This is a genomic window from Kandleria sp., from assembly GCF_017934775.1.
Classification (GTDB): Bacteria; Bacillota_I; Bacilli_A; order Erysipelotrichales; family Coprobacillaceae; genus Kandleria; species Kandleria vitulina.
The window spans coordinates 1-24,536 of record NZ_JAGBIX010000085.1 but is presented as its reverse complement, the minus strand read 5'-3'; the positions used below and the strand labels follow the sequence as shown (position 1 = coordinate 24,536).

Sequence of the window (24,536 nt, the reverse complement as noted above, 5' to 3'; positions counted from 1 at the left end):
TTGCGCCCAAAAATGGGTGTTTTTTTATGTCTAAATGCCCGTAAACAGATTTTATCTGGCTGTAGGGAGTCAAAGAAAGAAAAAAAGAGCTGGTCCAGCTCAGTGATTATCCATAAATCACTTTACTGGGTCAGCCCCTTTCTTTTTACCAATTTGTCGCAATATCTGTCTGATTATGGTTGCTTGATACAAATGAACCTGTATCACATACAATACCTAATCCTAAAGATGTTTCATAGATAGAACCAAGTGGTCTTCTTGCTTGATCAGCTGCAACCATAACATAGTTACCAAGCATCTTAACACCATCACTTCTTACCCAATACTTATCAGTATTACCATGGTTTCTCATAATACGAACAACACCGTTCATATTTAAGTTGTAATATGTTTCCTTACCATTAGGACCAGTAATAGCACCAGCTGATTTAGTTAATCTTGAATTAGTAGTTCTTACAGACTGAACAGCCTTATATGTTTCACTATTTTCAATGTCTGATACATTTTCTGCTTTAAAGTAAGTATAGAACTTAACACCATTTTTAACAGTATACTTCTTATATTTGGCCATCTGCATTGCCTTATGAGCAATCTTAACCTTACGAGAAGCTGTTTTTGTAGCTGCATCTAAGGTATGAGTAATAGGAAGAGCGATTTCCTGATTACTTGTTTTGGCAGCTGCCTGATCTATTGAAAGTGCACTTAATCCTAGTGCCAATGTCATCATCATAACAATTTTTAAAAGCGACTTACTAAATAATTTCTTCATACAGTGGGTCTCCTTTTTTAATTCTTAAGAATACCTTTCATAATTCTTAAGCAGTTCTTACATATTTCTTAACTACTTCTTAAGTAATTCTTAAGTTTTTCTTAATATACACAATTTATTTCGATATGTAAAGAGTTTTTCCTGTAATGAAATTATTTAGGATGTTTTCTTTTATTAAGAAATACACTATAATGACAGCTAGAAAAGAGGTATGGACATGTATAGAGCAGCTATTTTTGATATGGATGGCACAATTCTTAATACTATCGAAGACCTGACTTCCGCATTAAATTATGCGATGAAAAATGCTGGTCATAGACATAATTACAGTGTAGAAGAAGTAAAACAGTTTTTTGGCAGTGGTGTGAAGGTAGCCATGATGAGAGCTATTGCTTATGAAGAAGGAATGAGTGAAGAGGAACTTGTCAAGGTGGGGACTGCAGATTCATCAGTTAAAGAAAGTGATGAGATTGATGATATCCAGAAAATCTTTAGACCATATTATAAAGAACACTGTAAAATCAAGACTGGACCATATGAGGGAATCTTGTCTTTATTAAAGACGCTAAGAAAAAAAGGAGTCAAGCTTGCGGTTGTTTCTAATAAACAAAATGATGCAGTAATGGAACTTGTAAAAGATCAATTTGAAGGCTACTTTGATTTTGTCATTGGAGAAAAAGAAGGAGTCAGAAGAAAACCGGCTCCAGATATGATTGAATCTTGCCTAGCAGAACTTCATGTCAATAAAGAAGAAGCAGTTTACATCGGCGATTCAGAAATAGATATCCAAAGTGCAAAGAATGCAAAGATGGATTGTGTGTCAGTATCCTGGGGCTTTAGAAAAAGAGTTTTTCTTGAACAGTATGAAAACATTCATATTGTAGATACAGTAGAAGAACTTGAAGCTTCTCTTCTCTAGACATGAGTACAGATATTTATTATTATAGACATGGAGGAAACAAAGATGGTAAAACACATTATTTTATGGCAGTTAGCTGAAGAATATAAGACAGAAGAAATCAAAAAAGGAATCAAGGAAGGTCTTGAAAGTCTTCAGGGAAAGATTCCTGGCATGATTGATATTCATGTACAGATTGATTGTCTTGAATCTTCAAATGCGGATGCATTATTAATTACTACTTTTGAAGATGAAGAATCATTAAAGGGATATGCAGTTCATCCAGAACATGTCGCAATCGCTAATACAAAAGTACGTCCTTATACATGCAGTCGTGTTTGTATGGACTATGAAGCTTAGTCATTTTTAAACATCGCGTAAGCGATGTTTTTTCTTTTGTGATGAAGATCTAAATGCTTAATTTTTAAATTAATATGTATTAAAATGTATTTATAATATATTGATATTCAAAATGAAAGGAGAAGTGATAACGACACCACAATACTGATGATTTACAATTGATTACATTACAACTGCATATAATCGCATTTCAGCACAATTCTATCATCATGAAAGGAAATAACTTAATTGAAGCACATTTTTGGGAAGATATTGAATAAAAATGAATTACGGGGAGAATTCTCAATCTGCAAGGATCTAAATAAGCAATTTGACAAAAACAAGTTAGGTCTTAAAGGTTTCGCAAAGTATGATAACTTGCTGCCACTAGTACAGTTTGCGAGGGAACAGGAAAAGCGCTATGGAGAACCGTTATACAGTAAAGAAACAGGATATCTTCAAAACAAATTGGAAGGGGTTGGCCAAGAACTAAGGACAATAAGAAAAGAAGGAGACAGATCAGAAGATGATGAAGCAACAAAACTTTCTAAAGAATTAAAGAATGAGGATGACATCAGTGATACACTCCTTCGTATCTATGATTATCTGCTTAAAAACTGGGATCTAGTATATAGTCTCCCAGTAACATATAGTGTTCTATCTGAACTGACAGATATCCGAGGAAATTGGAAAAGCAATTCACGTGATAAAAGAGCCTATTATAAGATTCTCAGGTTTGTGGAGGAACAAAAAAACATGGATTTTATTAGGAAGTAGTCTATTTAAACACAAGTGGATGGTTAATGACTTATTACCTTATATAAATAAAACACGCTCAGGCGTGTTTTATTTTTTTCAAAATCATCAAATTATAGTAAATAAATTGTATATATGTTACCTTAATATTATGAGAGGGAATGACTATGAAAGAGAAGAAACAAGGTTTTACAATTGAAGAAATCCGGGATCAGCTTCAATGGGAAGAACGTCATGATGAGCAGACTGGGACAATAAAAATTGCTTATATTAGTCAATATGAAAAATTGTTTAAGAATAAGTATGTTCGTGTCGCGTATATTCGTATATATGGATTGAGCTATCTGCTTGGTGTTAAAGGATACGCTGTCTGTGATGAAGTTCTTCATGTGGCAGGTTATATACTCGTAGATTACTTTGGAGATAATCATGTTTTCCGTGTAGGATTGGATGGTTTCTTGGTTGTAACTGAACATTTTAATGAAGCATGGCATTTCATTGATAAGTTAGAAGAGTATAGAAACTTTATTACTTCATTCAAATTCTCTTTATCTAAACCTCAATTAAAAGTATTTGTAGGTGTTTCTGAAGGTACTGTCAATGATGAAAACACCATTGATAATATGTTGAATAAATGTAAAGAGAAGCAACGTATTGCTTTTGAAAACGATTTTTATTATGTGGATGATCATATCGAAGATTTGAAGCACCTTTTAGGATTTCAAAAAGATGTTCAAAAAGATCCTTTGACTGGTCTTATGAATATGGATGCTTTTATCAAGTATTCAAAGAGAATTATCAATACAGAATTCACGAAGGAACTTAAAAAGGTCATTATCTATTTTAATATTGAAAACTTTAAAGCTTATAATGAAAATTACGGCTTTGAAGCAGGAAATGAATTGATTCGAGAACTTGGCGCTGAACTTAAAAAACATTCCCTAATCGACTGGTTTCCCGATTTGCGGAAGATCACTTCCTCGTATTGACATATGAAAAGGGAGTCGAAGAGAAAATTGAAAGTATCGCGACACAATTTTTGGCAAAGTATATTACACTAAAAGCTGGTATTTATCGTGTGGATCATCTTGCCAGCAAGAACATTATGGTTGCCTGTGATAAGGCTAAGATTGCTTGCGATGCGATTAAACGTAAATATAATGTCCATTTCAACTATTTCAATAGTGAAATGGATTCTATGATCAGACTAGAACAATATATTGTCGATCATATTGATGAAGCATTACAAAAGAAATGGATCAAGATCTATTTCCAGCCAGTCATTAGAACGCTGTCTCAAAGCATCTGTGGCTTTGAGGTGCTCTCAAGATGGGACGATCCACAGTTTGGCATGATCAGACCGGATGTCTTTATTGGTGTGCTTGAACGCTATCATCTGATTACAAAGCTGAGTGATTATGTGGTGGATTGTATATGTGAGAAATATGCCTACTATGTCGATAAGGCACCAGCAGTTCCTGTCAGCATTAATTTTTCTATACTTGATTTTGAATCTGCTGGTCTATTGGAAAGAATTGATCGTAAATTAGAAAAGGTTAATTTGCCAAGAGAATTGTTCCAGATTGAAGTTACTGAATCTTTATTAAGTAATAATCAGGACTATATGAAAGAACAGATTAAAAAGTTCAATAATGCAGGTTATCTGGTTTGGCTTGATGATTTTGGTAGTGGCTATTCTTCACTTAATGTCTTAAAAGACTACAAGGTTGATACACTAAAGATTGATATGCTTTTCTTGAGAAACTTCTCAGAACGTTCTAAGACCATTATTGAATTCGTGGTTAATATGGCTAAAGCTTTAGGTATTCATACTTTAGCTGAAGGTGTAGAGACAAAAGAACATTTTGATTTCTTGAAGGATATTGGCTGTGAAAAGATTCAAGGGTATTACTTTGGTAAACCTGAGCCGATGGACGATATTATGAATAAAGTCATCCGTGGTGAAGCTGATATTGAGGATCAAAATCAACGTTACTACTATAAAGATATTGGTAAAATTAATCCGCTCTCAAATGATCCATTTGGAGATGAAAGATTACATATGACTAATGTTCCAATTGGAATATTACAACAAAAGGACAATAAAGTAGATCTTCTTTATACCAATAAGTTTTTTTTGAATGAATTGGTTTCTATAGGAATTGAAACGGAAGAGGAATTAAAAAGAAGAATTGAAGATCAAATAACTTCCACAGCCAAAAGAGTGCAGGAAGCCTTGGATTCTCTTGAATACGGAGAAGAAACAAGTATGGATTATATCAATGGAAATAATCTTATTGTATTGCGTTATAAGAATATCGCGGTTGCTAAAGATCGTAAGGCATATCTCATGTCTGTAAGAAACTTATCAAAAGAATACTCGTTCTTACGAAATATACGACTTGATGAGACAAAGCAGACAATTTATGCACTCTTTGATCAGGTTTATAAGGTTAATTTAAAGAATAATGCGGTTGAAACAATCTATACTCATGTGGGACTTAAGAAGGAAAACAATATTAGTAATTTAACACAGCTGATTGATAAGACTGTAAAAACTATGATCTACATAGATGATAGAGATCGATTCATTGAGTTTATGAATTTTGAAGATATTAATACAAGACTTGAGAAAACTCATGTCGTTTCAGAGGCATTCCGCTATGCGGAATCGAGTATGGAATATAAGTGGAGAATTTTTGAATTATCCTATGCCAATAATAAGGATGAAGTGATTTTCTCTATTAGACCACTAGATGAAAGCAAGAAAAATACATACCTTAATTTCTATGGATATTCAGATAGTAAAGATCCTGGACTTACTGAAGAAGCTTTGTGGAATACACTTAAAGATCAGGTGCCAGCAGGATTGTTCTGGAAAGACACAAACCGTCGCTTTGTAGGTGTCAATAAGATGTTTAGAGACTATTATGGCATCAAGTCAATGGATGACATTGTTGGTAAAAATGATGAAGAAATGGGCTGGCATGTGGATCCAGATCCATTTATGAACGATGAAATAAGAGTTCTTCAAAAAGGAGAACGAACAAGAAATGTACCCGGCAAATGTTTGTGTAAAGGTGAAAACAGAGAAATCGCGGCAAGCAAGATGCCAGTATATAATGATGGAAAGATTGTTGGATTACTGGGATACTTTGTGGATACCACTGATGAAAAAAAACGTACAGATATTATCAAGAGCTTAGGAATTCGTGATTCTGAGACAGGCATGCTTAATTGGAATGGCGTCATGTCTAATAGTATGTATTACATTGAAGGCTATCAATTAAGAAATCAGGAGTTTATGATTGTCTATATTAATGTTCTTAATATAACCTACTACAATCAGCTGCACGGAAGAGAAGTACTAACACACATGCTTCAAAATGTAGGAGAACAGATTTCTAAATATATTGGAGTAACTGGAGTTGTCGGCTATATCGGAATGGGGAAATTCGTTGTGTTGAAGCAGTTTGAAAATAAGGAAGATATGGTCAAAGTCAAGAGAGAACTCCTTGCGCATGTTTCTACAGTTACCCAAGTTGATCGTATCAGTTTTACATTGCGATTTAATATTGGTGTATGTGCATTTAGTGAAACAAATGATATGGAACTTGCTTATAGACTTGCTCAGCAGCGTGCTTCTAAGAATTATTCAATTCAAGAAGACGATGATGTAAAACAGAAGATTGCGGAAGAAATGAATAAATATCAGGAAATATTTGATGTTGTAAGATGTGTAGATGTCGATTCTTATAAGACATACCTATTAGAAGACTACAAATTAAAAGAAGTTGAAAAGCGTTGTTACGAGTTCTTTGAGAAAGATCATCCTTGCTCATCTTGTATTGCAAAAAAAGCACTGATTACACATGAAGAATGTGCAAAGATCATTTATAATGGTGCGACACACGTTGTCATTGCAAGAGCGATGCCTATTAAAGGAAGAAATTTTGTGCTTGTCTATACAAAGAAACTCAATAAAGAGAGTTAAAAAAACGGAGCTGACTACGATCAGCTCCGTGGTTTTTTTAATACGTTAGAGAGTTTCAATAATATTTTTTAATAAAGAAACAAAATCTTTCTGTACCTTACCAGCAGTTTTTTGCACGTCCTCATGACTAAGCGTGCTCTTAGAAAGACCGGCTGCTCTATTGGTAATAAGAGAAATAGCCAAAGTCTCCATGCCACAATGTTTAGCCACAATGGCCTCTGGGATTGTGGACATGCCCACTACATCAGCACCAAGTGTTCTAAATGCGCGAATCTCTGCAGGCGTTTCAAATTGAGGACCAGCAAAGAAAGCATAGATGCCAGTCTTAAGATCAATATCAAGCTCTTTTGCACACTTGATGGCGTGCTCTCTTAAACGGGAAGAGTAGACATCGCTCATATCAGGGAAACGTGGACCAAAGTCAGAAAGGTTCTTGCCACGAAGTGGTGATGGGGCAAAAAAGCTTATGTGATCTTCTAATGCGCAAAGTGAACCTGGTGTGAGATCGTCACGAATGCCACCGCAGGCATTTGTGATAATTAATGTTTTAATTGACAATGATGAAAAGACGCGAATAGGAATGGTAATAAGTGATGTGTCGTGCCCTTCATAGTAATGGGTGTGACCTTTCATAATAAGAACGTTCTTATCCCCAATCTTTCCGACAATCAGTTTTCCTTCGTGTCCTTCAACAGTTGAAGTAGGAAAATGGGGAATCTCCTCATAAGGAATCTCTTTGAGTTCTTTCATGTGATCAGTAAATGATCCTAGACCTGATCCTAATATGATTGCGACATCAACAGGATCATCTAGATAAGAGTCAATATAATCTTTTGCTTCAAAAATCCAATGTTCATGCATTTCTATCACCTCATCTTTATTATAGCTTATTCTATTTGGCAGCTAATAGAGAAAATGATAGAATGTACAAAAGGAGTGATCAGTATGCGTAAAGAAGATTTTCGATTAGATGATGTGAAATTATTTGACAGTAAAGTATTTAGAGATGTCATTCATGGTTATGTACGTGTAGAACATACTCCAATATGGAAACTGATCAATACCCCACAGATGCAAAGATTGCGTCGTATTAAACAGCTTGGTGGAACTTATATGGTTTTTCCTACTGCTGAACATTCTCGTTTTGTACACAGTTTAGGTGTATATGAGATTGTTAGAAATATCATTAATCTTGAACAGGTAAAAGATCATATCAATGATTATGAAAAACTGACAGTTATGTGTGCTGGACTACTTCATGATATTGGGCATGGACCATTTTCTCATTCATTTGAGTCGGCTATGCGTACTAATCATGAAGAAATGACTGTGAAGATTATTAAAGAAACAGAAGTAGGTGACATTTTAAGGGACATTCATCCAGATTTACCTGAAGATGTGGCTAATATAATAGAACATAAAGGAAAGCCAATGCTTGTACAGATGGTCTCAAGTCAGTGTGATAGCGACCGTATGGATTATTTATTAAGAGACTCATACGCATGTGGTGTAACATATGGACAATTTGATATGTCACGTATTTTACGAACACTACGTATCGTTGATGATCGTATTGTCTTTAAGGAATCAGGTGTACAGGCAATAGAAGACTACATTCTTGCACGATATCATATGTATTGGCAGGTATATTATCATCCTACTGCAAGATCACACGAACAGCTGTTATATGCGATTATTAGACGTATTAGGGATCTTTATGAAGAAGGGTATTCTTTTCATGTCGCAATCGATTATCTTGAACCATTGTTAAAGGGTGATTTTAGTGTTGAACAATATGAAGATGTCGATGAAAATATGATGTTGACGTATTTTACATATTTCAAGAAAGAAAAAGATGCTATTTTAAGAGATCTTTGTACAAGATATATGGATCGTCATCTTCTTAAATATAGAACATATCATCATAAAGAAGATATTGCAGAAATTAAGGCTTTATCTGATAAAGAAGGATATGATTCACGATACTATGTTGCTAGTGATTTTACAAAAAATGTACCATATCGTCATTTTGAATTAGGAAACAATATCATGGATATTGAGATTCTAGAAGAAGATGGAACAATTGTGACATTGCCAGATAAATCAGAAATAGTAAATGCAATATTGCATGCTAAAGAAAAAGAAGATGAAAAGATCTTCTTTGTGAAAGAATTGAAACCACAGGTAGAGGAATATTATGAGAAAAAAGATTTATTATAAGAGTCTTTTCGATTACGGAGGACAAAAGGATAAAATAGAATATATTGAGTTAGGTACTTATATTAAAGAAGAAGAGCACCAGATTCGCATGAGTACAAAAGATGGAGAGATGCGTATTTCTTATGATGATGAAAATGTAAGACTTATGCATAATCAATCATTGTTAAGATTTAAAAAAGGTGAACGTATCTTAAATCACTATAAGACAATACAGGGTGAGATTCCACTTGTTAGTGAAGTGGAAAGCTTAAATCATACAAAAGATACTTTGCGTTTTATCTACCATCTTTATCAAGGGGAAGCGCATGTCGCACGTGTTTTCCTTTATGTACGTATGCAAGAGCCAGGCGTTGACGCATGAAGCTATTAAAAATCTTTTTAAGTAGATTAGTTATCTACATGACAATTATTTTATTTCAGGCTATCTATTTATTATTTGTGGCCTATCGTCTTGTAGAATACAATCAGCTTATTCACCTCTTCTTCATTATCCTTTCCTATAGCATGGCTATCTATCTTGTCTCTAAGGATGAAAATACGAATTACAAGATAGCGTGGATTATCGCGATACTTGTTTTACCTGATATAGGCGGACTGCTTTATATTCTTATCGGAAACAAGCGACCAAGTTTTTTACTTAGAAATAAACTGCTTCCCGGTATTGAGAAGATGAATGCTTTGCGTCATCAGGATGAACAGATTAAAAAGACTATTATTAATAAGAAAACTATTTCTTTAGATTATCTTATCTCCCAGCATTTTCCTATTTATAAGAATACGGATACGATCTATTATTCTTTAGGAGATTATAATTATAGAGATATGTTGGCGGATTTAAGAAATGCGAAACACTTTATCTTTATGGAATACTATATAGTATCAAAGGGATTGATGTTTGATACAATCTTTGAAATATTAAGAGAGAAAGTCAAGGAAGGCGTGGATGTACGTTTTATCTACGATGACTTTGGCTCAGTATCAACGATTCCATTTAGATTTAAGCAGAAATTACAGTCATGGGGAATTAAATGTGTGGCGTTCAATCGTTTTGTACCGCTGTTTTCAATCAGTCAGAACCACCGTGATCACCGTAAGATCTGTGTGATTGATGGCTATATTGGCTATTCTGGTGGATTCAATATCGCTGATGAATATATCAATGCGAAAGAACGTTTTGGACATTGGAAAGATACGGGCATACGTCTTGAAGGGGATGCGGTCTGGTCCTTGACGACAATGTTCTTATCGACATTCTATGCCTATTATCCAGACCTAGAGGAAGATGTGGATGCATTTCGACCGCATGTTCATCATCCTGAACCATTTAAGGGAAATGGCTATGTTCTTCCTTATGGTGATGAACCATTGGATGATGAATGGGTAGGAGAAAATGTCTACTTAAACCTGATTACCCACGCATCGCGTGAAATAATGATAATGACCCCCTATTTCATCATTGATGATACTATGTTAAAATCATTAACCTTAGCCGCTAAAAATGGCGTAAGAGTAAAAGTCTTTACCCCACATATTCCCGATAAGCGATTGGTCTTTCGTGTAACAAGAAGCTATTACTATCAGCTTATCAAGGCAGGGATTGAAGTATATGAATATACACCAGGATTCCTTCACGCTAAAGTGATGATGGTCGATCGCAAGATTGCGACTGTGGGAACTATTAACTTTGATTACCGTTCACTCTATTTGCATTTTGAATGTAACACCTTACTTTATCAGTGTCATTGTATAGATGCCATATACCAGGATTTCAAGAATCTTGAGTATGTGAGTCAAAGAATGACAATCGAAGAGACTTGGCATTATAAGGTAGGCATAATTGAAGCGTTCTTAAGGCTCATTTCTCCGTTGCTGTAGATGAAAAAAACATTGACACCAACATGAAATATGATATGGTATTAAAGGTTAAAAAACGAGAAAAGGAGAGATAAAATGGCTGCTAATAAGATTGAAGCTACTTTACAAGAACATTTAAAGAATGCGATTGTATCATCATCTTTATTAGAAGAATATGATGCATCGTCTATCAATATTGAAATTCCAAAAGATAAATCTCATGGCGATTATTCTACAAATATCGCTATGCAGCTAACTAGAGTTCTACATAGAAATCCAAGAGAAATTGCTCAGGCAATCATGGATGCTTTCTCTTTAGAAGACGCAAAGGTAGAAAAAATTGAAATGGCTGGTCCTGGATTTATCAACTTCTTTATGAAAAATGATGCGTTAACATCAATAATTAAAGAAGTCTTATCAGAAAAAGAAAACTATGGATCAACAGATTTTGGGAAAGGTATCAAATATGATGTTGAATTTGTTTCTGCCAACCCAACTGGTGATCTTCATTTAGGACATGCCAAAGGTGCTGCTGTCGGTGATTCAATCTGTCGTATCATGAGCAAGGCAGGTTATGATGTGACAAGAGAATATTATATTAATGATGCCGGTAAGCAGATCACAAACTTAGCTTTATCATTATACAGCCGTTATCTTGCTTTATTTGATATAGAAAGAGCTATGCCTGAAGATGGATACTTCGGACAGGATATTAAAGATATTGCATTAAAGGTAAAAGAAGAAGCAGGAGATAAGTATGTAAACTTATCAGAAGAAGAAGCTATCTCTTACTTTAGAGAATTAGGAACTGCTCATGAATTACAGAAGATCAAGGATATTCTAAAAGAATTCAGAGTATCATTTGATGTATGGTTCTCTGAAACAAGATTATATAATGAAGAAATGATTCAGCCAGTTATCGATGAACTAAGAGAAAAAGGTTATCTTTATGAAGAAGATGGTGCCTTATGGTTTAGAACAACTGACTTCGAAGATGATAAGGACAGAGTCTTAATCAAGAAAGATGGAAGCTATACATACTTCACACCTGATATTGCTTATCATAGAAACAAGCTTAATAGAGGGTATGATTATCTTGTAGACTTACTTGGAGCAGATCATCATGGTTATATCAACAGAATGAAAGCAGCTATTCAGGCATTAGGCTATAATAAAGATCAGCTTAATATTGATATTATGCAGCTTGTCCAGATGGTTGAAAACGGTGAAGTTGTCAAGATGAGCAAACGTACAGGAAACGCTGTTACAATCAAGGACTTAATTGAAGAAATCGGTGTAGATGCCACTAGATACTTCTTCGTATCAAAAGCAGCTAATACACCATTTGAATTTGATTTAGGTTTAGCAAAATCTCAGTCAAATGAAAACCCTGTTTACTATGCACAGTACGCACATGCAAGAATGTGCTCTATTATGAGAAGTGCTAACGAAAAAGGATTTGTTTTAGCAGATAGCTATGAATTATTAACTAATTCAAAAGAAACAGATTTATTAAAGCAGATTGGTGAATTCAGAAATGTGATCAATGATGCAGCACGTACAAGAGCACCTCATAAAATTACAAATTATATCCAGAAACTTGCACAATTATTCCATTCATTCTATAATGATTGTCATGTATTGGATGAAGCCAATAAAGAATTATCGCAGCAGAGAATGGCATTATGTGAAGCTACAAGAATCACTCTTGCCAACGCTTTAAATGTCATTGGTGTATCCGCACCAGAAAAAATGTAGGAGGATTAATAATGGATTACTCACAAATCTCAATGGTTGATCTTGCTTATCAGATTATGCAGGAAAGAACACAGCCAATTGATTTCTATGAATTATGGTCAATCATCTGTGAAAAGAAACAGTTTACTGAAGAAGAAATTGATGAAAATGAATCAAACTTCTATACAAATATTACATTAGATGGACGTATGATCACTACTGGTGAAAACAGATGGGATCTTCGTGTACGTCATAAGTTTGAAGATGTTCATATCGATATGAACGATATCTACAACGAAGAAGAAGCATCTGACGAAGATGATCAGGATGATTCAGTTATCGAAGATAAATATTCAGATGACTAATAATAATGTGCAGAATATTCTGCACATTTTTTACTTTTTTCATAGAATAAAAAATATTTTTTCACATGAGAAAGCGCTCTCATAATGGTAATTTTTTAATATTTTAGATTAAATTATTTTCATGAAATGGGCATAAAATGAATCGTGAAAATGAAATTAATGAAAACACTTTATTATAAGTTGATTTATAAATCACAAAGGCTTATAATAAGGGCAGAAATTAATTAAGGAGGAATGTCATAAAATGGCAGTAAAAGTTGCAATTAATGGTTTTGGCCGTATTGGTCGTTTAGCATTCAGACAGATGTTTGGTGCAGAAGGTTACGAAGTCGTAGCTATCAATGATTTAACATCACCAAAGATGTTAGCTCATTTATTAAAGTATGATTCTTCACAGGGTAAATATGCTTTAGCTGATAAAGTAGAAGCTAAAGAAAACTCAATCGTTGTAGATGGTAAAGAAATCACTATCTATGCTAAACCAAACGCTGAAGAATTACCTTGGGGTGAATTAGATGTAGACGTAGTATTAGAATGTACTGGTTTCTACACTTCTAAAGAAAAAGCTTCTGCACATATCAAAGCAGGTGCTAAAAAAGTTGTTATCTCAGCTCCAGCTGGAAACGATTTAAAGACTATCGTATTCAACACAAATAATGAAACATTAACTAAAGAAGATCAGATTATCTCTGCTGCTTCATGTACTACAAACTGCTTAGCTCCAATGGCTAAAGCATTAAATGATTTAGCTCCAATCCAGAGCGGTATCATGTTAACAGTTCATGCTTACACTGGTGATCAGATGATCTTAGATGGTCCTCAGAGAAAAGGTGACTTAAGAAGAGCAAGAGCAGGTGCAGTTAACATCGTTCCTAACACTACAGGTGCTGCAAAAGCTATCGGTTTAGTAATCCCTGAATTAGCAGGTAAATTAATCGGTTCTGCACAGCGTGTACCAGTTCCTACTGGATCAACTACTGTATTAACTTCTGTAGTTAAAGGTAAAGTAACAGTTGAAGAAGTAAACGCAGCTATGAAAGCAGCTCAGACTGAATCATTCGGTTACAATGAAGACTTAATCGTATCTTCTGATATCGTTGGTATGACTTATGGTTCATTATTCGATGCTACTCAGACTATGGTTAACGAATTACCAAATGGTGATACTGAAGTTCAGACTGTATCTTGGTATGATAACGAAAACTCATTCACTTCTAACATGGTTAGAACTATTAAGTATTTCGCTGAATTATAATACTAGACATTCTAAAAGAACTCCTTCGGGAGTTCTTTTTTGACCTCAATAAAAAAATCCTCCGGATAACCGGAGGATTATTACTTATGCTAGATTTGAATAAATCTTTTTAGCAGTATTACCACGTTTCTTTGAACGACTTGATTTATTGGCAGGTCTTTCAAAATCATAACAGAACTTATGAGCTGCTTTATAAGCACCAGATTTATTGTTCTTTACTGTCTTAAGATGTTTGTAAAGTCCTTTATATCCACTCTTAAGCTCTTTGTTCATATATCCGATCTGAGCTTTAACTGACTTGTAGCTTAATTTCTTAGATTTAGCATATCTCTTTAATGCGCGCTTTCTTGAACCAGTCCACTGAATTAAACCATAAGCACCACGTCCAGCGTTTGGATTGTAGTTAGATTCATGCTTGATGTTAGCCATGATTCCAGCAGCTGCAGCCTTGCTGTAGCCTGATGCCTTTAACTCAGCGTAAACTCTTGCTTTATTTGTAGCAGCGAATGCTTCACTGTTTTCAGCGCTAATGGCAAATGCGCCACCCATTATAATAAAAGCTAATGCGAACATTGTTAATTTCTTAATTAATTTCTTCATATCTATCCTCTTTCCTTAAGAAATTCTTACGTAATTCTTAAAAATTTCTTAACTTTTGAATACATTTGCTACTATACCATAAATGAAAGAGAAGTCAACACTGTTTCTTAAGATTTTCTTAAGAAATTAAAATTTATTGCTTATATACAGTGAAAAAGTGGCTTTTTTACAAAAGGTGAAAATAAGATAAAGGGGATAAATTCATTTCTATGCAACATTGTATAAAATTTAAGTCAATTATGATAAAATGAGTAGACGAGGTGATTATTGTGTATATGGCAAGCAAAAAAAGAAGAATAAAGCCACTATTTGTCCTTCTTGTTGGTATTTTATGTTTTGCTCTTGGCATCGGAGGTGGATACGTTCTTTTTCATAAAGAAACAGAAAAGTCTTCGCTGAATAATCGCACACTGCTTCAGCTTTATAATGCAATGAATAATCAGTTTTATGATACAACCAATGAAAATACATCTTTACTTGAACGTCTATCTAAAGGATTAGTACTTGGTGCAGGTGATCCTCATACAAGCTATATGACAAAATCAGAATTTGATTCTTTTCAGGATACTGTCGATGGTGACTATGATGGTATTGGTATTGATTATTTAACAACTAAAGAAGGAGCGATTGTGACTACAGTCTATCCTGATACGCCAGCTTTAAAAGGAAAAGTTCAGCCTGGTGATCTTATTATTGAGGTGGCTGGCATTTCAATTAATAATAAATCATCTTCAGAAATTGGCAAGGCTATCCGTGGTGAAAAGGGAACAGCTGTTTCTTTAACGGTACTGCGTGGCGGCAAGAGAATGGTGCTTCATGTTGAACGTTCATCATTGGATTCAAGTCTTAATTATGGAATTAAGGATATCAATGGACATCGTTGTGGATATGTGGATATCAATACGTTTGGTACAGCTACAAGTTCATTGTTTGAGAAGGCTCTTGCCTCTTTTAAGAAGAATAACGTGAAATCACTCATTATTGATTTACGAGATAATGGGGGAGGATATGTCGATGCGGCAGAAGAATGTCTTGCTTTATTAAATAAAAAAGACACTGTACTTTATATGACAAAAACAAAAAATGGAAAAGTAACTAAGGTGAAAGATGCGACAGATGATCATTATCAGTTTGAACAGGGATTAATTCTTGTTAATAATATGAGTGCATCTGCCAGTGAGATTATGGCTTCATCTTTAAAGAAAAATAATAATTACACAATTGTTGGTGAGAAGACATATGGTAAAGGGACTGTACAAGTAGAAATGCCATTAGCTAACGGTGGTGTCTTAAAATACACTTATGCCAAATGGCTGACACCGGATGGAACGTCCATCAATAAGGTGGGCATTGTCCCAAATGTAGTAATAAGTGATGCACCACTTGCCAAACTACAGCTAGAAAAAGTACCAGCTACATATCATTTTGATCAGCTGAATGATTATATTAAAACAATGGAAGTCATGTTAGATGCATTGGGCTATAAGCCAGGACGTACGGATGGCTATTTTTCTAAGGATGCGCAAAATGCTTTAAAAGCATTCCAGAAAAAAGAACATCTTAAAGAGTCTGGAAACTATGATCAGGAAAGCTATTATCATTTGTTAAGTGCTTATGTTTACGCAGTTGGTACAAAGAGCTATGATCCCATCTACAGTAAAGCTTTATCCATGCTTAAATAGGAGGATGCATTATGAAAAAATTTGAGCTCGTATCTGATTTTGCCCCTATGGGTGACCAGCCTGAAGCGATCAGAGAGCTTGTAGAAGGGGTAAAGAATAAAAAGAAAACACAGGTTCTACTAGGTGGAACAGGGACTGGTAAGACATTTACGTTTGCCAATGTGATTGCTCAGGTCAATAAACCGACGCTTGTACTATCACATAATAAAACACTGGCCGGACAGCTTTATTCAGAATTAAAGGAATTCTTTCCTAATAATAGAGTAGAATATTTTATTTCAAACTTCGATTTCTACCAGCCAGAAGCCTATATTCCATCAAGTGATACCTATATTGATAAAGAAGCACAAACCAACTATGAAATAGAGATGCTTAGAAGTGCCGCAATGAACTCTCTAATTGAAAGAGAAGATACGATAGTCGTATCTTCGGTAGCCTCTATTTACGGTTTAGGTAATCCAGAACAATATAAAGAGATGATCTTCTCATTAAGAGTAGGTCAGATCATCGACAGAAAAGAACTGTTGACATTCTTGGTAGACAGACAATATACAAGAAACGATATGGATCAGATTAAAGGAACATTCAGAGTACGTGGAGATACAATCGAAATCGTACCAGGACACTCTGAAGCCTATATCATTCGTATAGAATTATTTGGAGACGAAGTCGATCGTATTTGTGAAGTGGATCCATTAACAGGAAAACTGCTTGCATCTTATAATACGTACACCATCTATCCAGCAGATGACTATGTTACAAGTGCTGAAAAGATGCAGCGTGCCTGCCAGACGATTTCTGAGGAATTAGAGGATCGTCTTGCTTATTATAAAGAAGAAGAGAAACCTCTAGAATATGAACGCCTCGATCAGCGCACCAGACATGATATAGAGATGCTTAGAGAAGTAGGCATATGTCCCGGAATTGAGAACTACTCTCGTCATATTGACGGCAGAAAACCAGGACAGAGACCTTATACGCTCTTGGATTATTTCCCCGATGATTTTCTTATCATCGTAGATGAATCCCATGTCATGTTGCCGCAGATTCGAGGAATGTACAACGGAGACCGCAGTCGTAAGGAGACATTGGTAGAATATGGATTCAGATTGCCTTCGGCCCTTGATAACCGACCCTTACGTTTTGAAGAATTTGAAAAGCTTATCCCGGAAGCTATATTTGTGTCTGCGACACCGGGTGATTATGAACTCGAAAGTACGAAGGGTGAAGTGGTTGAACAGATTATTCGTCCTACTGGTCTTCTTGATCCGATTGTGGATGTTCGTCCTATTGAAGGGCAGATTGATGATATTATCAGTGAAATAGAAGAACGTATCGAGAAGGATGAACGTGTTCTTATTACGACCCTTACAAAACGTATGGCTGAGGATTTAACTGATTATCTTAAAGAATATGGCTTCAAGGTTGCATATATTCACTCAGATACAAAAACCTTGGAACGTACGGAAATATTAAGAGATCTTCGATTAGGTAAATATGATGTCCTTGTTGGTATCAATCTTTTACGAGAAGGACTTGACCTTCCAGAAGTATCGCTTGTCTGTATTCTTGATGCGGATAAGGAAGGATTCTTACGTAATTCTCGATCATTGATTCAGACCATCGGACGTGCTGCAAGAAATGCGAATGGGAAAGTCATTATGTATGCAGACCGTATGACAGATTCAATGAGAGCCGCTATTGATGAAACATCACGCCGTCGTAAGATTCAGATTGCTTATAATGAAGAGCATCATATTGTGCCACAGACAATCAAGAAAGAAATTCGTGATGCAATTAGAGGACAGGAAGTTCAAGAAGATGCCAGCAAGCTTGTTAAGCGTGGCAAGAAAGTAAGCAAGAAGGCTAAGGGTGAACTGATTGCGGAACTTGAAAAACAGATGCGTGAAGCAGCTAAAGTCCTTGATTTTGAACGTGCAATGGAACTGCGTGATGCGATAGAGGAGATAAAAAATGCAGGTTAATATTCCCATCAGTGAAAAAGAAAAAGAAGTCTTTGATGCAATTGTATCAGAAGGAGGACAGCTCTTTTTTGTAGGGGGTATTGTAAGAGATACCTTATTAAAAAGAGAATCAAAAGATATCGATGTAGAAGTCTTTCATCTATCCTATGATAAGCTCTGTGAGATACTTTCACGTTTTGGACATGTAGAAACCTTTGGGGCATCATTTGCGGTTGTTCATCTGGATTTGTTGCAACACTGTGAATTTGCTTTACCAAGACAGGAAAAAAGCAGAGGAAGTGGCCATCAGGACTTCGATATCATTATCGATAGTGAACTTCCATTAGAAAAAGCTGCAAGACGAAGAGACTTTACCATCAATGCGATGATGGTTGACTATAAGACAAAACAATTATTTGATTTCTTTCATGGCTATGATGATCTCATGGACAAACGTTTAGAAGTCATTGATGAAAAATCTTTTCAAGAAGATCCTTTACGTTTATATAGAGGAGCATCTTTTATATCAAGATTTCATCTTGAAGCAAGTGAACGTACTAAGACAATATGTAAGAACATGAAAGAAAAAGTAAAGTATTTAAGTGAAGAGAGAATCTATGAGGAATATGTCAAGATTCTCATGGGAGATTTTCCTTCATTAGGCATGACATTTCTAAAGGATGTTGGGGTTTTGCCTTCTTATTTAGAAGCATTGATTCATACCCATCAAAGACCTGATTATCATCCTGAAGGAAATGTCTGGAATCACACGATGCTAGTATTGGATCATGCAGCTGAAGTTAAAGGGGAAACCAGCTGGCCGCTCGCATTTATGTGGTCGGCTTTGTTGCATGATATTGGAAAGCCGTTAGTGACAACAGAAGATGGAAGAGCTATTGGTCATCATGAAGCAGGAGTGGATGTTTTTAAGGATGTGAAGATCATTAAGAATAAGAAGCTTCGTGCTTATGTGAAAATGATGATTCTTGTTCATATGGAACTGATGAAGATCTTCTATGATCATTCTCGACCAATTGTCTATAAAAGATTATTAAAGAAGATTGATGGCATCTTCCCATTAAATGATTTGGTCTGGTTTTCGCGATGTGATAAAGCGGGAACAGGAAGATGTGCCATTCAAGATATGGCATTTATTAATGAAAGATTAGAGGAATATGTGTCTTCGTATGGAGATCATGCAGAAGAGGCACTTGTGAGTGGGAAAGATCTATTGGCATTGCCGATAGAGGATCATCGTCAATACGGTGATATTTTGCGTCAGGCCTATGAATGGCAGCTTCAGGGTATGAAGAAAGAAAGTATATTAAGGAGACTATTGCATGAATTCAGATAAGATTGTCATTAAAGGGGCAAGGGAAAACAATTTGAAGAATATTGACATAGAGATTCCTAAAAATAAACTTGTTATCTTAACAGGGTTATCAGGTAGCGGAAAGACGTCCTTGGCATTTGATACAATCTATGCGGAAGGGCAAAGACGATATGTAGAATCGTTAAGTGCCTATGCACGACAGTTCCTTGGGGGAATGGAGAAACCTGACGTCGATAGTATTGAGGGACTTTCACCAGCTATTGCGATTGATCAGAAGACAACATCCAATAACCCACGTTCTACAGTTGGAACTGTTACGGAAATCTATGATTATTTAAGATTGTTATATGCGCGTATTGGACATGCGTATTGTCCTCATCATAATATTCGTATTGAAGCACAAACAATTAAGCAGATGTGCGACATTGTTGATCAATACGATGAAAGAGATAAGCTTCAGGTATTAGCAAGAATGGCTATGAATCAGAAGGGGACACATAAGGACCTTTTTGAGAAGCTTAGAAAAGAAGGCTTTGTCAGAGTCAAGGTGGATGGAGAGATGTTTACTCTTGATGAAGATATAGTCTTAGAAAAAAATAAAAAACATACGATCGATGTAGTTGTGGATCGTATTATCAAAAAAGAAGGATATCGTTCACGTCTCTCTGATTCATTAGAAACGGCATTAAAATTAGCAGGTGGAGAATGTATTGTAGAGAATCTTACAAAGAAAACAGAAAAGCTGTTCTCAGAAAATCAGGCTTGTCCTATTTGTGGATTCAGTGTACCAAAGCTTGAACCACGTCTTTTCTCATTTAACAACCCATTAGGAGCCTGTCCTGATTGTAAAGGATTAGGTACTAAAAGTGTTGTAGATGATAATCTGCTTGTACCTGATTGGTCTTTAAGTATTAACCAGGGAGGATTGCGCTATTTTAAGACAGCAGTAGGAACTGATCGATTAGAATGGCAAAAATTCCTTAAGCTATGTGAAGCTTATCATATTGATTTAGATAAGCCACTTAAAGATTTTACTAAGAAAGAATTAAAGATTATCTTTATTGGATCAGATAAACCTATTTCATATGAGACAGTTTCTTCTTCAGGAAATATCTCACGTGCAACGCAGTATATTGAAGGGGTAAAAACCTTAATTGCAAGAAGATATGAAGAAACAAATTCTTCTTGGGCCAAGGAATGGTACTCTTCATTTATGCGTGAACAGACATGTCCTACTTGTGGTGGTGCACGTTTAAATGAGATGGTCTTATCAGTTAAGGTTGATGGATTATCTATTTATGATTTAACAAATAAATCTATTAATGATGCTTTAGCATGGATTTCTTCATTGAAGCTTTCTATCATGGAAGAAAAGATTTCAAGATTGATTGTAAAAGAAATCAAAGATCGATTGACATTCTTGCAGAATGTAGGATTAGGATATCTTACTTTAGCAAGACATGCTGGTGGGTTATCTGGTGGAGAAGCTCAGCGTATCCGTTTAGCTACACAGATTGGTTCACGTCTTACTGGTGTTCTTTATGTTTTAGATGAACCATCAATCGGTCTTCACCAGCGCGATAATGAAAAGCTCATTCGCACTCTTTGTGAGATGAGAGATCTTGGAAACAGTGTGCTTGTCGTTGAACATGATGAAGAAACAATGAGAGAATCTGATTATATTGTAGACATCGGACCAGGAGCTGGTGTTCATGGTGGACAGGTTGTCGCATGTGGGACACCACAGGAAGTCATGAATAATCCTAACTCTATTACTGGACAGTATCTTGCAGGTACAAAAAGAATTGAAGTACCTAAGAAAAGACGAAAAGGTAACGGATTATTCCTTGAAGTAAGGGGAGCTAAGGAACATAATTTAAAGAATATTAATGTGAAGTTCCCGCTTGGAAAGATGATTGTCGTAACTGGTGTATCAGGTTCAGGTAAATCTACATTGGTTAATGATATTCTTTGTAGAGGATTAAGAGAAAAAATCTATCATTCTAAAGATCGTGTAGGTGCCCATAGAGAAATAAGAGGTATTGAGAATGTCGATAAGGTCATTGAAGTATCTCAGGAACCAATTGGAAGAACACCACGTTCTAATCCGGTAACATATACAGGCGTCTTTGATGATATCAGAGATCTCTTTGCGAAAACACAGGAAGCCAAGATGCGCGGATACGATAAAGGACGTTTCTCTTTCAATGTCAAAGGAGGACGCTGTGAAGCGTGTCAGGGTGATGGTGTAAAACGTATTTCAATGCACTTCTTGCCAGATGTGTATGTGCCATGTGAAGAATGTGGTGGAAAACGTTATAACGAAGAGACACTTCAGGTAACATTTAAAGATAAGAATATCTATGATGTATTAGAAATGACTGTGGAAGAATCATTGTCTTTCTTTGAAAATCTTCCTCGTATTTATAATAAGTTAAAAGCACTTTATGATGTGGGACTTGGCTACATTAAACTTGGTCAATCAGCTACAACCTTGTCAGGTGGAGAAGCTCAGCGTGTTAAATTAGCGTCTGAACTACAGAAGCGTGCAACTGGAAAGACCCTTTATATTCTCGATGAACCAACAACAGGTTTACATAGTGATGATGTGGCAAGACTTATAGAAGTATTAAATAAAATAGTAGATAACGGTGACACCGTTCTCATTATTGAACATAACCTCGATGTCATAAAAGTTGCGGATCACATTATCGATTTAGGGTTGGAAGGCGGAGACGCAGGTGGTACAATTGTAGTATCGGGAACACCTGAAAAAGTCGCAAAATGTGAAGAAAGTCGTACTGGACAGTTCCTTAAGGACTTATTATAAGGAGGCATTATGGCAAAATCAGTTAAATTAAAGGATCTTTTACCACAGTCTACATTCGTACAGATTTCTGGTGATGAAAGCTCTCTTGAAAGAGAAGTATTTGTAGCTGATACAAATAGACCAGGCTTCGAATTGGCTGGATTCTTTAAGCACAGTGACTTCAGAAGAATTATTCTTCTTGGAGAAAAAGAAAATGCATTTATTGATGAAATGACAAGAGAAGCACAGTTAGCTTGTTTCTCTAAGTTAGTCAATGATGAAACACCATGCATTATTGTATGTAAAGGATATAAATGTGCAGATATCTTAAGAAATATTGCTATTAAGAGAAATTTCCCAATATTTGAGACAAATATGCCAACTGGACGTGTTTCGATTGATCTTCAGTCTAAATTGGATGAGAAGCTAGCACCTGAAACATTGATTCATGGGGTATTCTTAAATATTTATGGTAAAGGTGTTATCATTCGTGGAGATAGTGGGATTGGAAAATCAGAAATTGCCCTTGAACTAGTCAAAAGAGGACATCAGCTTATTGCGGATGACGCTGTTGAACTTTATCATGTCGGACAACATATTGTAGGTAAAGCTCCTGCTGTATTGAACAACCTTCTAGAAATCAGAGGAATTGGTGTCATTGATGTATCAAAGATGTTTGGAATTGGCTCATGTCTTGCGAAAGATAATGTAGACTTGATTATCCAGCTTGATCGTTGGTTACCATCAAGAGAATACACACGTATTGGTGTAGAAGAAGACGATGTGACAGAAGAAATCTTAAATGTCCCTATTCCAAAGATTGTTGTTCCAGTTACAGGTGGACGTAGTATGTCAGTTATTATTGAATCAGCAGTCATGAACATGCAGCTTAAGGCTGATGGCTTTGATTCAAGTAAAGAATTTGTTAATAGAATCATGAAAAATATTAAGATGAAAGGGGAATAGTCATGAAGCTATTTCCAGACTTTCATACTTTAGTATCCATAGGAGGATTTAATATTCGCTATTATGCGGTATGCATCCTCCTTGGTGCTTTATTTGCATATCAATTAGGAAGATATAGATTCAAGAAATTAGGATACGCGCCTAACATTTTATCTGACTATTTCTTTGGCGTAATGGTTACTGGCATTATTGGTGCTCGTATCTGGTATGTGATCTTCATGTGGAAAGAGCTTTATGCTAGTCATCCAGAAGATATCATTGCGATATGGCATGGAGGATTGGCAATACAGGGAGGTCTTTTCACAGGACTTATTTATAGTGTCTACTATTTTAAGAAACATCAAATAGATTTCTTTGTAGCCGGTGATGCTATTATGCCAGGAGTACTTATTGCTCAGGCATGTGGACGATGGGGGAATTTCTTTAACCAGGAAGCCTTTGGTGGAGAAGTATCTCTTTCTTTCTTGAAGGGACTTCATCTTCCTTCATTTATTGTTGATCACATGTATATTGAAGGTGCTTATCATCATCCTACGTTTCTTTATGAATCAGTAGGAAATGTCATTTTGTTCTTGTTGATCATTCTGGTAGTAAAGAGAATATCAAAAAAGAATGGAATACAGTTTTTCTCTTATTTTGTAGGTTATGGGATTGTTCGATTCTTTGTAGAAGGAATGCGAACTGACTCATTGATGCTTGGGTCATTAAGAATGGCTCAGATCATCTCATTGATTTTCATTGTATGTGGTATAGCAGGAATACTCTATATTCACTTTAAAAGAGAGGATAAGCAAGTAGATGAATAGTTATTTTGATGGAAGTCTTCTTTCATTGATTGTAATAAAAATCATATGCTTTATAAAGTTCCCGACAGAAAACCCACGTGCCTTTAGGCCGTGGGATAAATGGCGGTTAAAATATATGGTATAATATACATACAGGAAATCCTATTTCCGAGTCTTTAGAAAGGAGAAAGCTGTATGCATCTTACCGTA

The 24,536-nt window shown here is 35.6% G+C and carries 20 protein-coding genes; 17 read left to right on the top strand and 3 right to left on the bottom strand.

Annotation, left to right across the window (positions count from 1 at the left end):
- Nucleotides 1-145: 145 nt before the first annotated feature.
- Entirely contained in the window at nucleotides 146-769 is a 624-nt protein-coding gene (locus J6L95_RS09235) for a hypothetical protein (RefSeq protein ID WP_287458920.1), read from the bottom strand.
- A gap of 211 nt (nucleotides 770-980) precedes the next feature.
- Between J6L95_RS09235 and J6L95_RS09230 the strand changes: the two genes are divergently transcribed.
- From J6L95_RS09230 to J6L95_RS09210, 5 genes are all read left to right on the top strand, one after another.
- Nucleotides 981-1,688 carry an HAD family hydrolase gene (locus tag J6L95_RS09230; protein WP_287458919.1) on the top strand — a complete coding sequence of 236 codons (708 nt, stop codon included), beginning with the start codon at nucleotides 981-983 and terminating at the stop codon, nucleotides 1,686-1,688.
- Between the two features lie 45 nt (nucleotides 1,689-1,733).
- Nucleotides 1,734-2,027: a Dabb family protein gene (locus J6L95_RS09225; RefSeq protein ID WP_287458918.1), complete on the top strand. Its 294-nt coding sequence runs from the start codon at nucleotides 1,734-1,736 to the stop codon at nucleotides 2,025-2,027.
- Nucleotides 2,028-2,255: 228 nt separating this feature from the next.
- The gene (locus tag J6L95_RS09220; RefSeq protein ID WP_287458917.1) at nucleotides 2,256-2,783 is read left to right on the top strand and encodes a hypothetical protein; all 528 of its coding nucleotides are present in this window, start codon (nucleotides 2,256-2,258) and stop codon (nucleotides 2,781-2,783) included.
- A gap of 146 nt (nucleotides 2,784-2,929) precedes the next feature.
- Nucleotides 2,930-3,751 (top strand): diguanylate cyclase domain-containing protein, encoded by an 822-nt coding sequence (locus J6L95_RS09215; protein WP_287458916.1) that lies wholly within the window; start codon nucleotides 2,930-2,932, stop codon nucleotides 3,749-3,751.
- A 50-nt stretch (nucleotides 3,752-3,801) separates the two neighbouring features.
- Nucleotides 3,802-6,756 carry an EAL domain-containing protein gene (locus tag J6L95_RS09210; RefSeq protein ID WP_287458915.1) on the top strand — a complete coding sequence of 985 codons (2,955 nt, stop codon included), beginning with the start codon at nucleotides 3,802-3,804 and terminating at the stop codon, nucleotides 6,754-6,756.
- A 45-nt stretch (nucleotides 6,757-6,801) separates the two neighbouring features.
- Here the strand turns inward: J6L95_RS09210 and J6L95_RS09205 are convergent, their stop codons facing one another.
- Nucleotides 6,802-7,617 (bottom strand): purine-nucleoside phosphorylase, encoded by an 816-nt coding sequence (locus J6L95_RS09205; RefSeq protein WP_287458914.1) that lies wholly within the window; start codon nucleotides 7,615-7,617, stop codon nucleotides 6,802-6,804.
- An 84-nt stretch (nucleotides 7,618-7,701) separates the two neighbouring features.
- Here J6L95_RS09205 and J6L95_RS09200 point away from each other — a divergent pair, with 84 nt between their 5' ends.
- The 6 genes from J6L95_RS09200 (at nucleotide 7,702) to gap (ending at nucleotide 14,187) form a co-directional block, all read left to right on the top strand.
- Complete coding sequence (locus J6L95_RS09200) at nucleotides 7,702-8,976, top strand: HD domain-containing protein (RefSeq protein WP_287458913.1); 1,275 nt, start codon at nucleotides 7,702-7,704, stop codon at nucleotides 8,974-8,976.
- Entirely contained in the window at nucleotides 8,954-9,337 is a 384-nt protein-coding gene (locus J6L95_RS09195; protein WP_287458912.1) for a YwiB family protein, read from the top strand. Before J6L95_RS09200 ends, J6L95_RS09195 begins: the two co-directional genes overlap by 23 nt.
- Nucleotides 9,334-10,851, top strand: a complete 1,518-nt coding sequence (cls, locus tag J6L95_RS09190) for a cardiolipin synthase (protein WP_287458911.1) — start codon at nucleotides 9,334-9,336, stop codon at nucleotides 10,849-10,851. Before J6L95_RS09195 ends, cls begins: the two co-directional genes overlap by 4 nt.
- A 75-nt stretch (nucleotides 10,852-10,926) precedes the next feature.
- A complete protein-coding gene (gene argS / locus J6L95_RS09185) occupies nucleotides 10,927-12,588 on the top strand; it encodes an arginine--tRNA ligase (RefSeq protein ID WP_029072557.1) in 1,662 nt (553 codons plus the stop codon).
- An 11-nt stretch (nucleotides 12,589-12,599) separates the two neighbouring features.
- The gene (gene rpoE / locus J6L95_RS09180; RefSeq protein ID WP_029069864.1) at nucleotides 12,600-12,932 is read left to right on the top strand and encodes a DNA-directed RNA polymerase subunit delta; all 333 of its coding nucleotides are present in this window, start codon (nucleotides 12,600-12,602) and stop codon (nucleotides 12,930-12,932) included.
- 244 nt (nucleotides 12,933-13,176) lie between these two features.
- Complete coding sequence (gap, locus tag J6L95_RS09175; protein ID WP_029069865.1) at nucleotides 13,177-14,187, top strand: type I glyceraldehyde-3-phosphate dehydrogenase; 1,011 nt, start codon at nucleotides 13,177-13,179, stop codon at nucleotides 14,185-14,187.
- An 84-nt stretch (nucleotides 14,188-14,271) separates the two neighbouring features.
- Here the strand turns inward: gap and J6L95_RS09170 are convergent, their stop codons facing one another.
- Nucleotides 14,272-14,787 carry a phage tail tip lysozyme gene (locus J6L95_RS09170; RefSeq protein ID WP_287458909.1) on the bottom strand — a complete coding sequence of 172 codons (516 nt, stop codon included), beginning with the start codon at nucleotides 14,785-14,787 and terminating at the stop codon, nucleotides 14,272-14,274.
- Nucleotides 14,788-15,062: 275 nt separating this feature from the next.
- Here J6L95_RS09170 and J6L95_RS09165 point away from each other — a divergent pair, with 275 nt between their 5' ends.
- From J6L95_RS09165 to lgt, 6 genes are read left to right on the top strand one after another with little or no spacing between them, the layout of a single operon-like run.
- The gene (locus J6L95_RS09165; protein WP_287458908.1) at nucleotides 15,063-16,469 is read left to right on the top strand and encodes a S41 family peptidase; all 1,407 of its coding nucleotides are present in this window, start codon (nucleotides 15,063-15,065) and stop codon (nucleotides 16,467-16,469) included.
- A gap of 11 nt (nucleotides 16,470-16,480) precedes the next feature.
- Nucleotides 16,481-18,454 (top strand): excinuclease ABC subunit UvrB, encoded by a 1,974-nt coding sequence (gene uvrB, locus J6L95_RS09160; RefSeq protein WP_287458907.1) that lies wholly within the window; start codon nucleotides 16,481-16,483, stop codon nucleotides 18,452-18,454.
- The gene (locus J6L95_RS09155; RefSeq protein ID WP_287458906.1) at nucleotides 18,444-19,787 is read left to right on the top strand and encodes a CCA tRNA nucleotidyltransferase; all 1,344 of its coding nucleotides are present in this window, start codon (nucleotides 18,444-18,446) and stop codon (nucleotides 19,785-19,787) included. Before uvrB ends, J6L95_RS09155 begins: the two co-directional genes overlap by 11 nt.
- Nucleotides 19,774-22,596 (top strand): excinuclease ABC subunit UvrA, encoded by a 2,823-nt coding sequence (gene uvrA / locus J6L95_RS09150; RefSeq protein ID WP_031589327.1) that lies wholly within the window; start codon nucleotides 19,774-19,776, stop codon nucleotides 22,594-22,596. Before J6L95_RS09155 ends, uvrA begins: the two co-directional genes overlap by 14 nt.
- A 9-nt stretch (nucleotides 22,597-22,605) precedes the next feature.
- On the top strand, nucleotides 22,606-23,541 hold the full coding sequence (gene hprK, locus J6L95_RS09145; protein WP_029069871.1) for an HPr(Ser) kinase/phosphatase: 936 nt from the start codon (nucleotides 22,606-22,608) through the stop codon (nucleotides 23,539-23,541).
- Nucleotides 23,542-23,543: 2 nt separating this feature from the next.
- A complete protein-coding gene (lgt, locus tag J6L95_RS09140; RefSeq protein WP_074624593.1) occupies nucleotides 23,544-24,347 on the top strand; it encodes a prolipoprotein diacylglyceryl transferase in 804 nt (267 codons plus the stop codon).
- The last annotated feature ends 189 nt before the right edge of the window (nucleotides 24,348-24,536 follow it).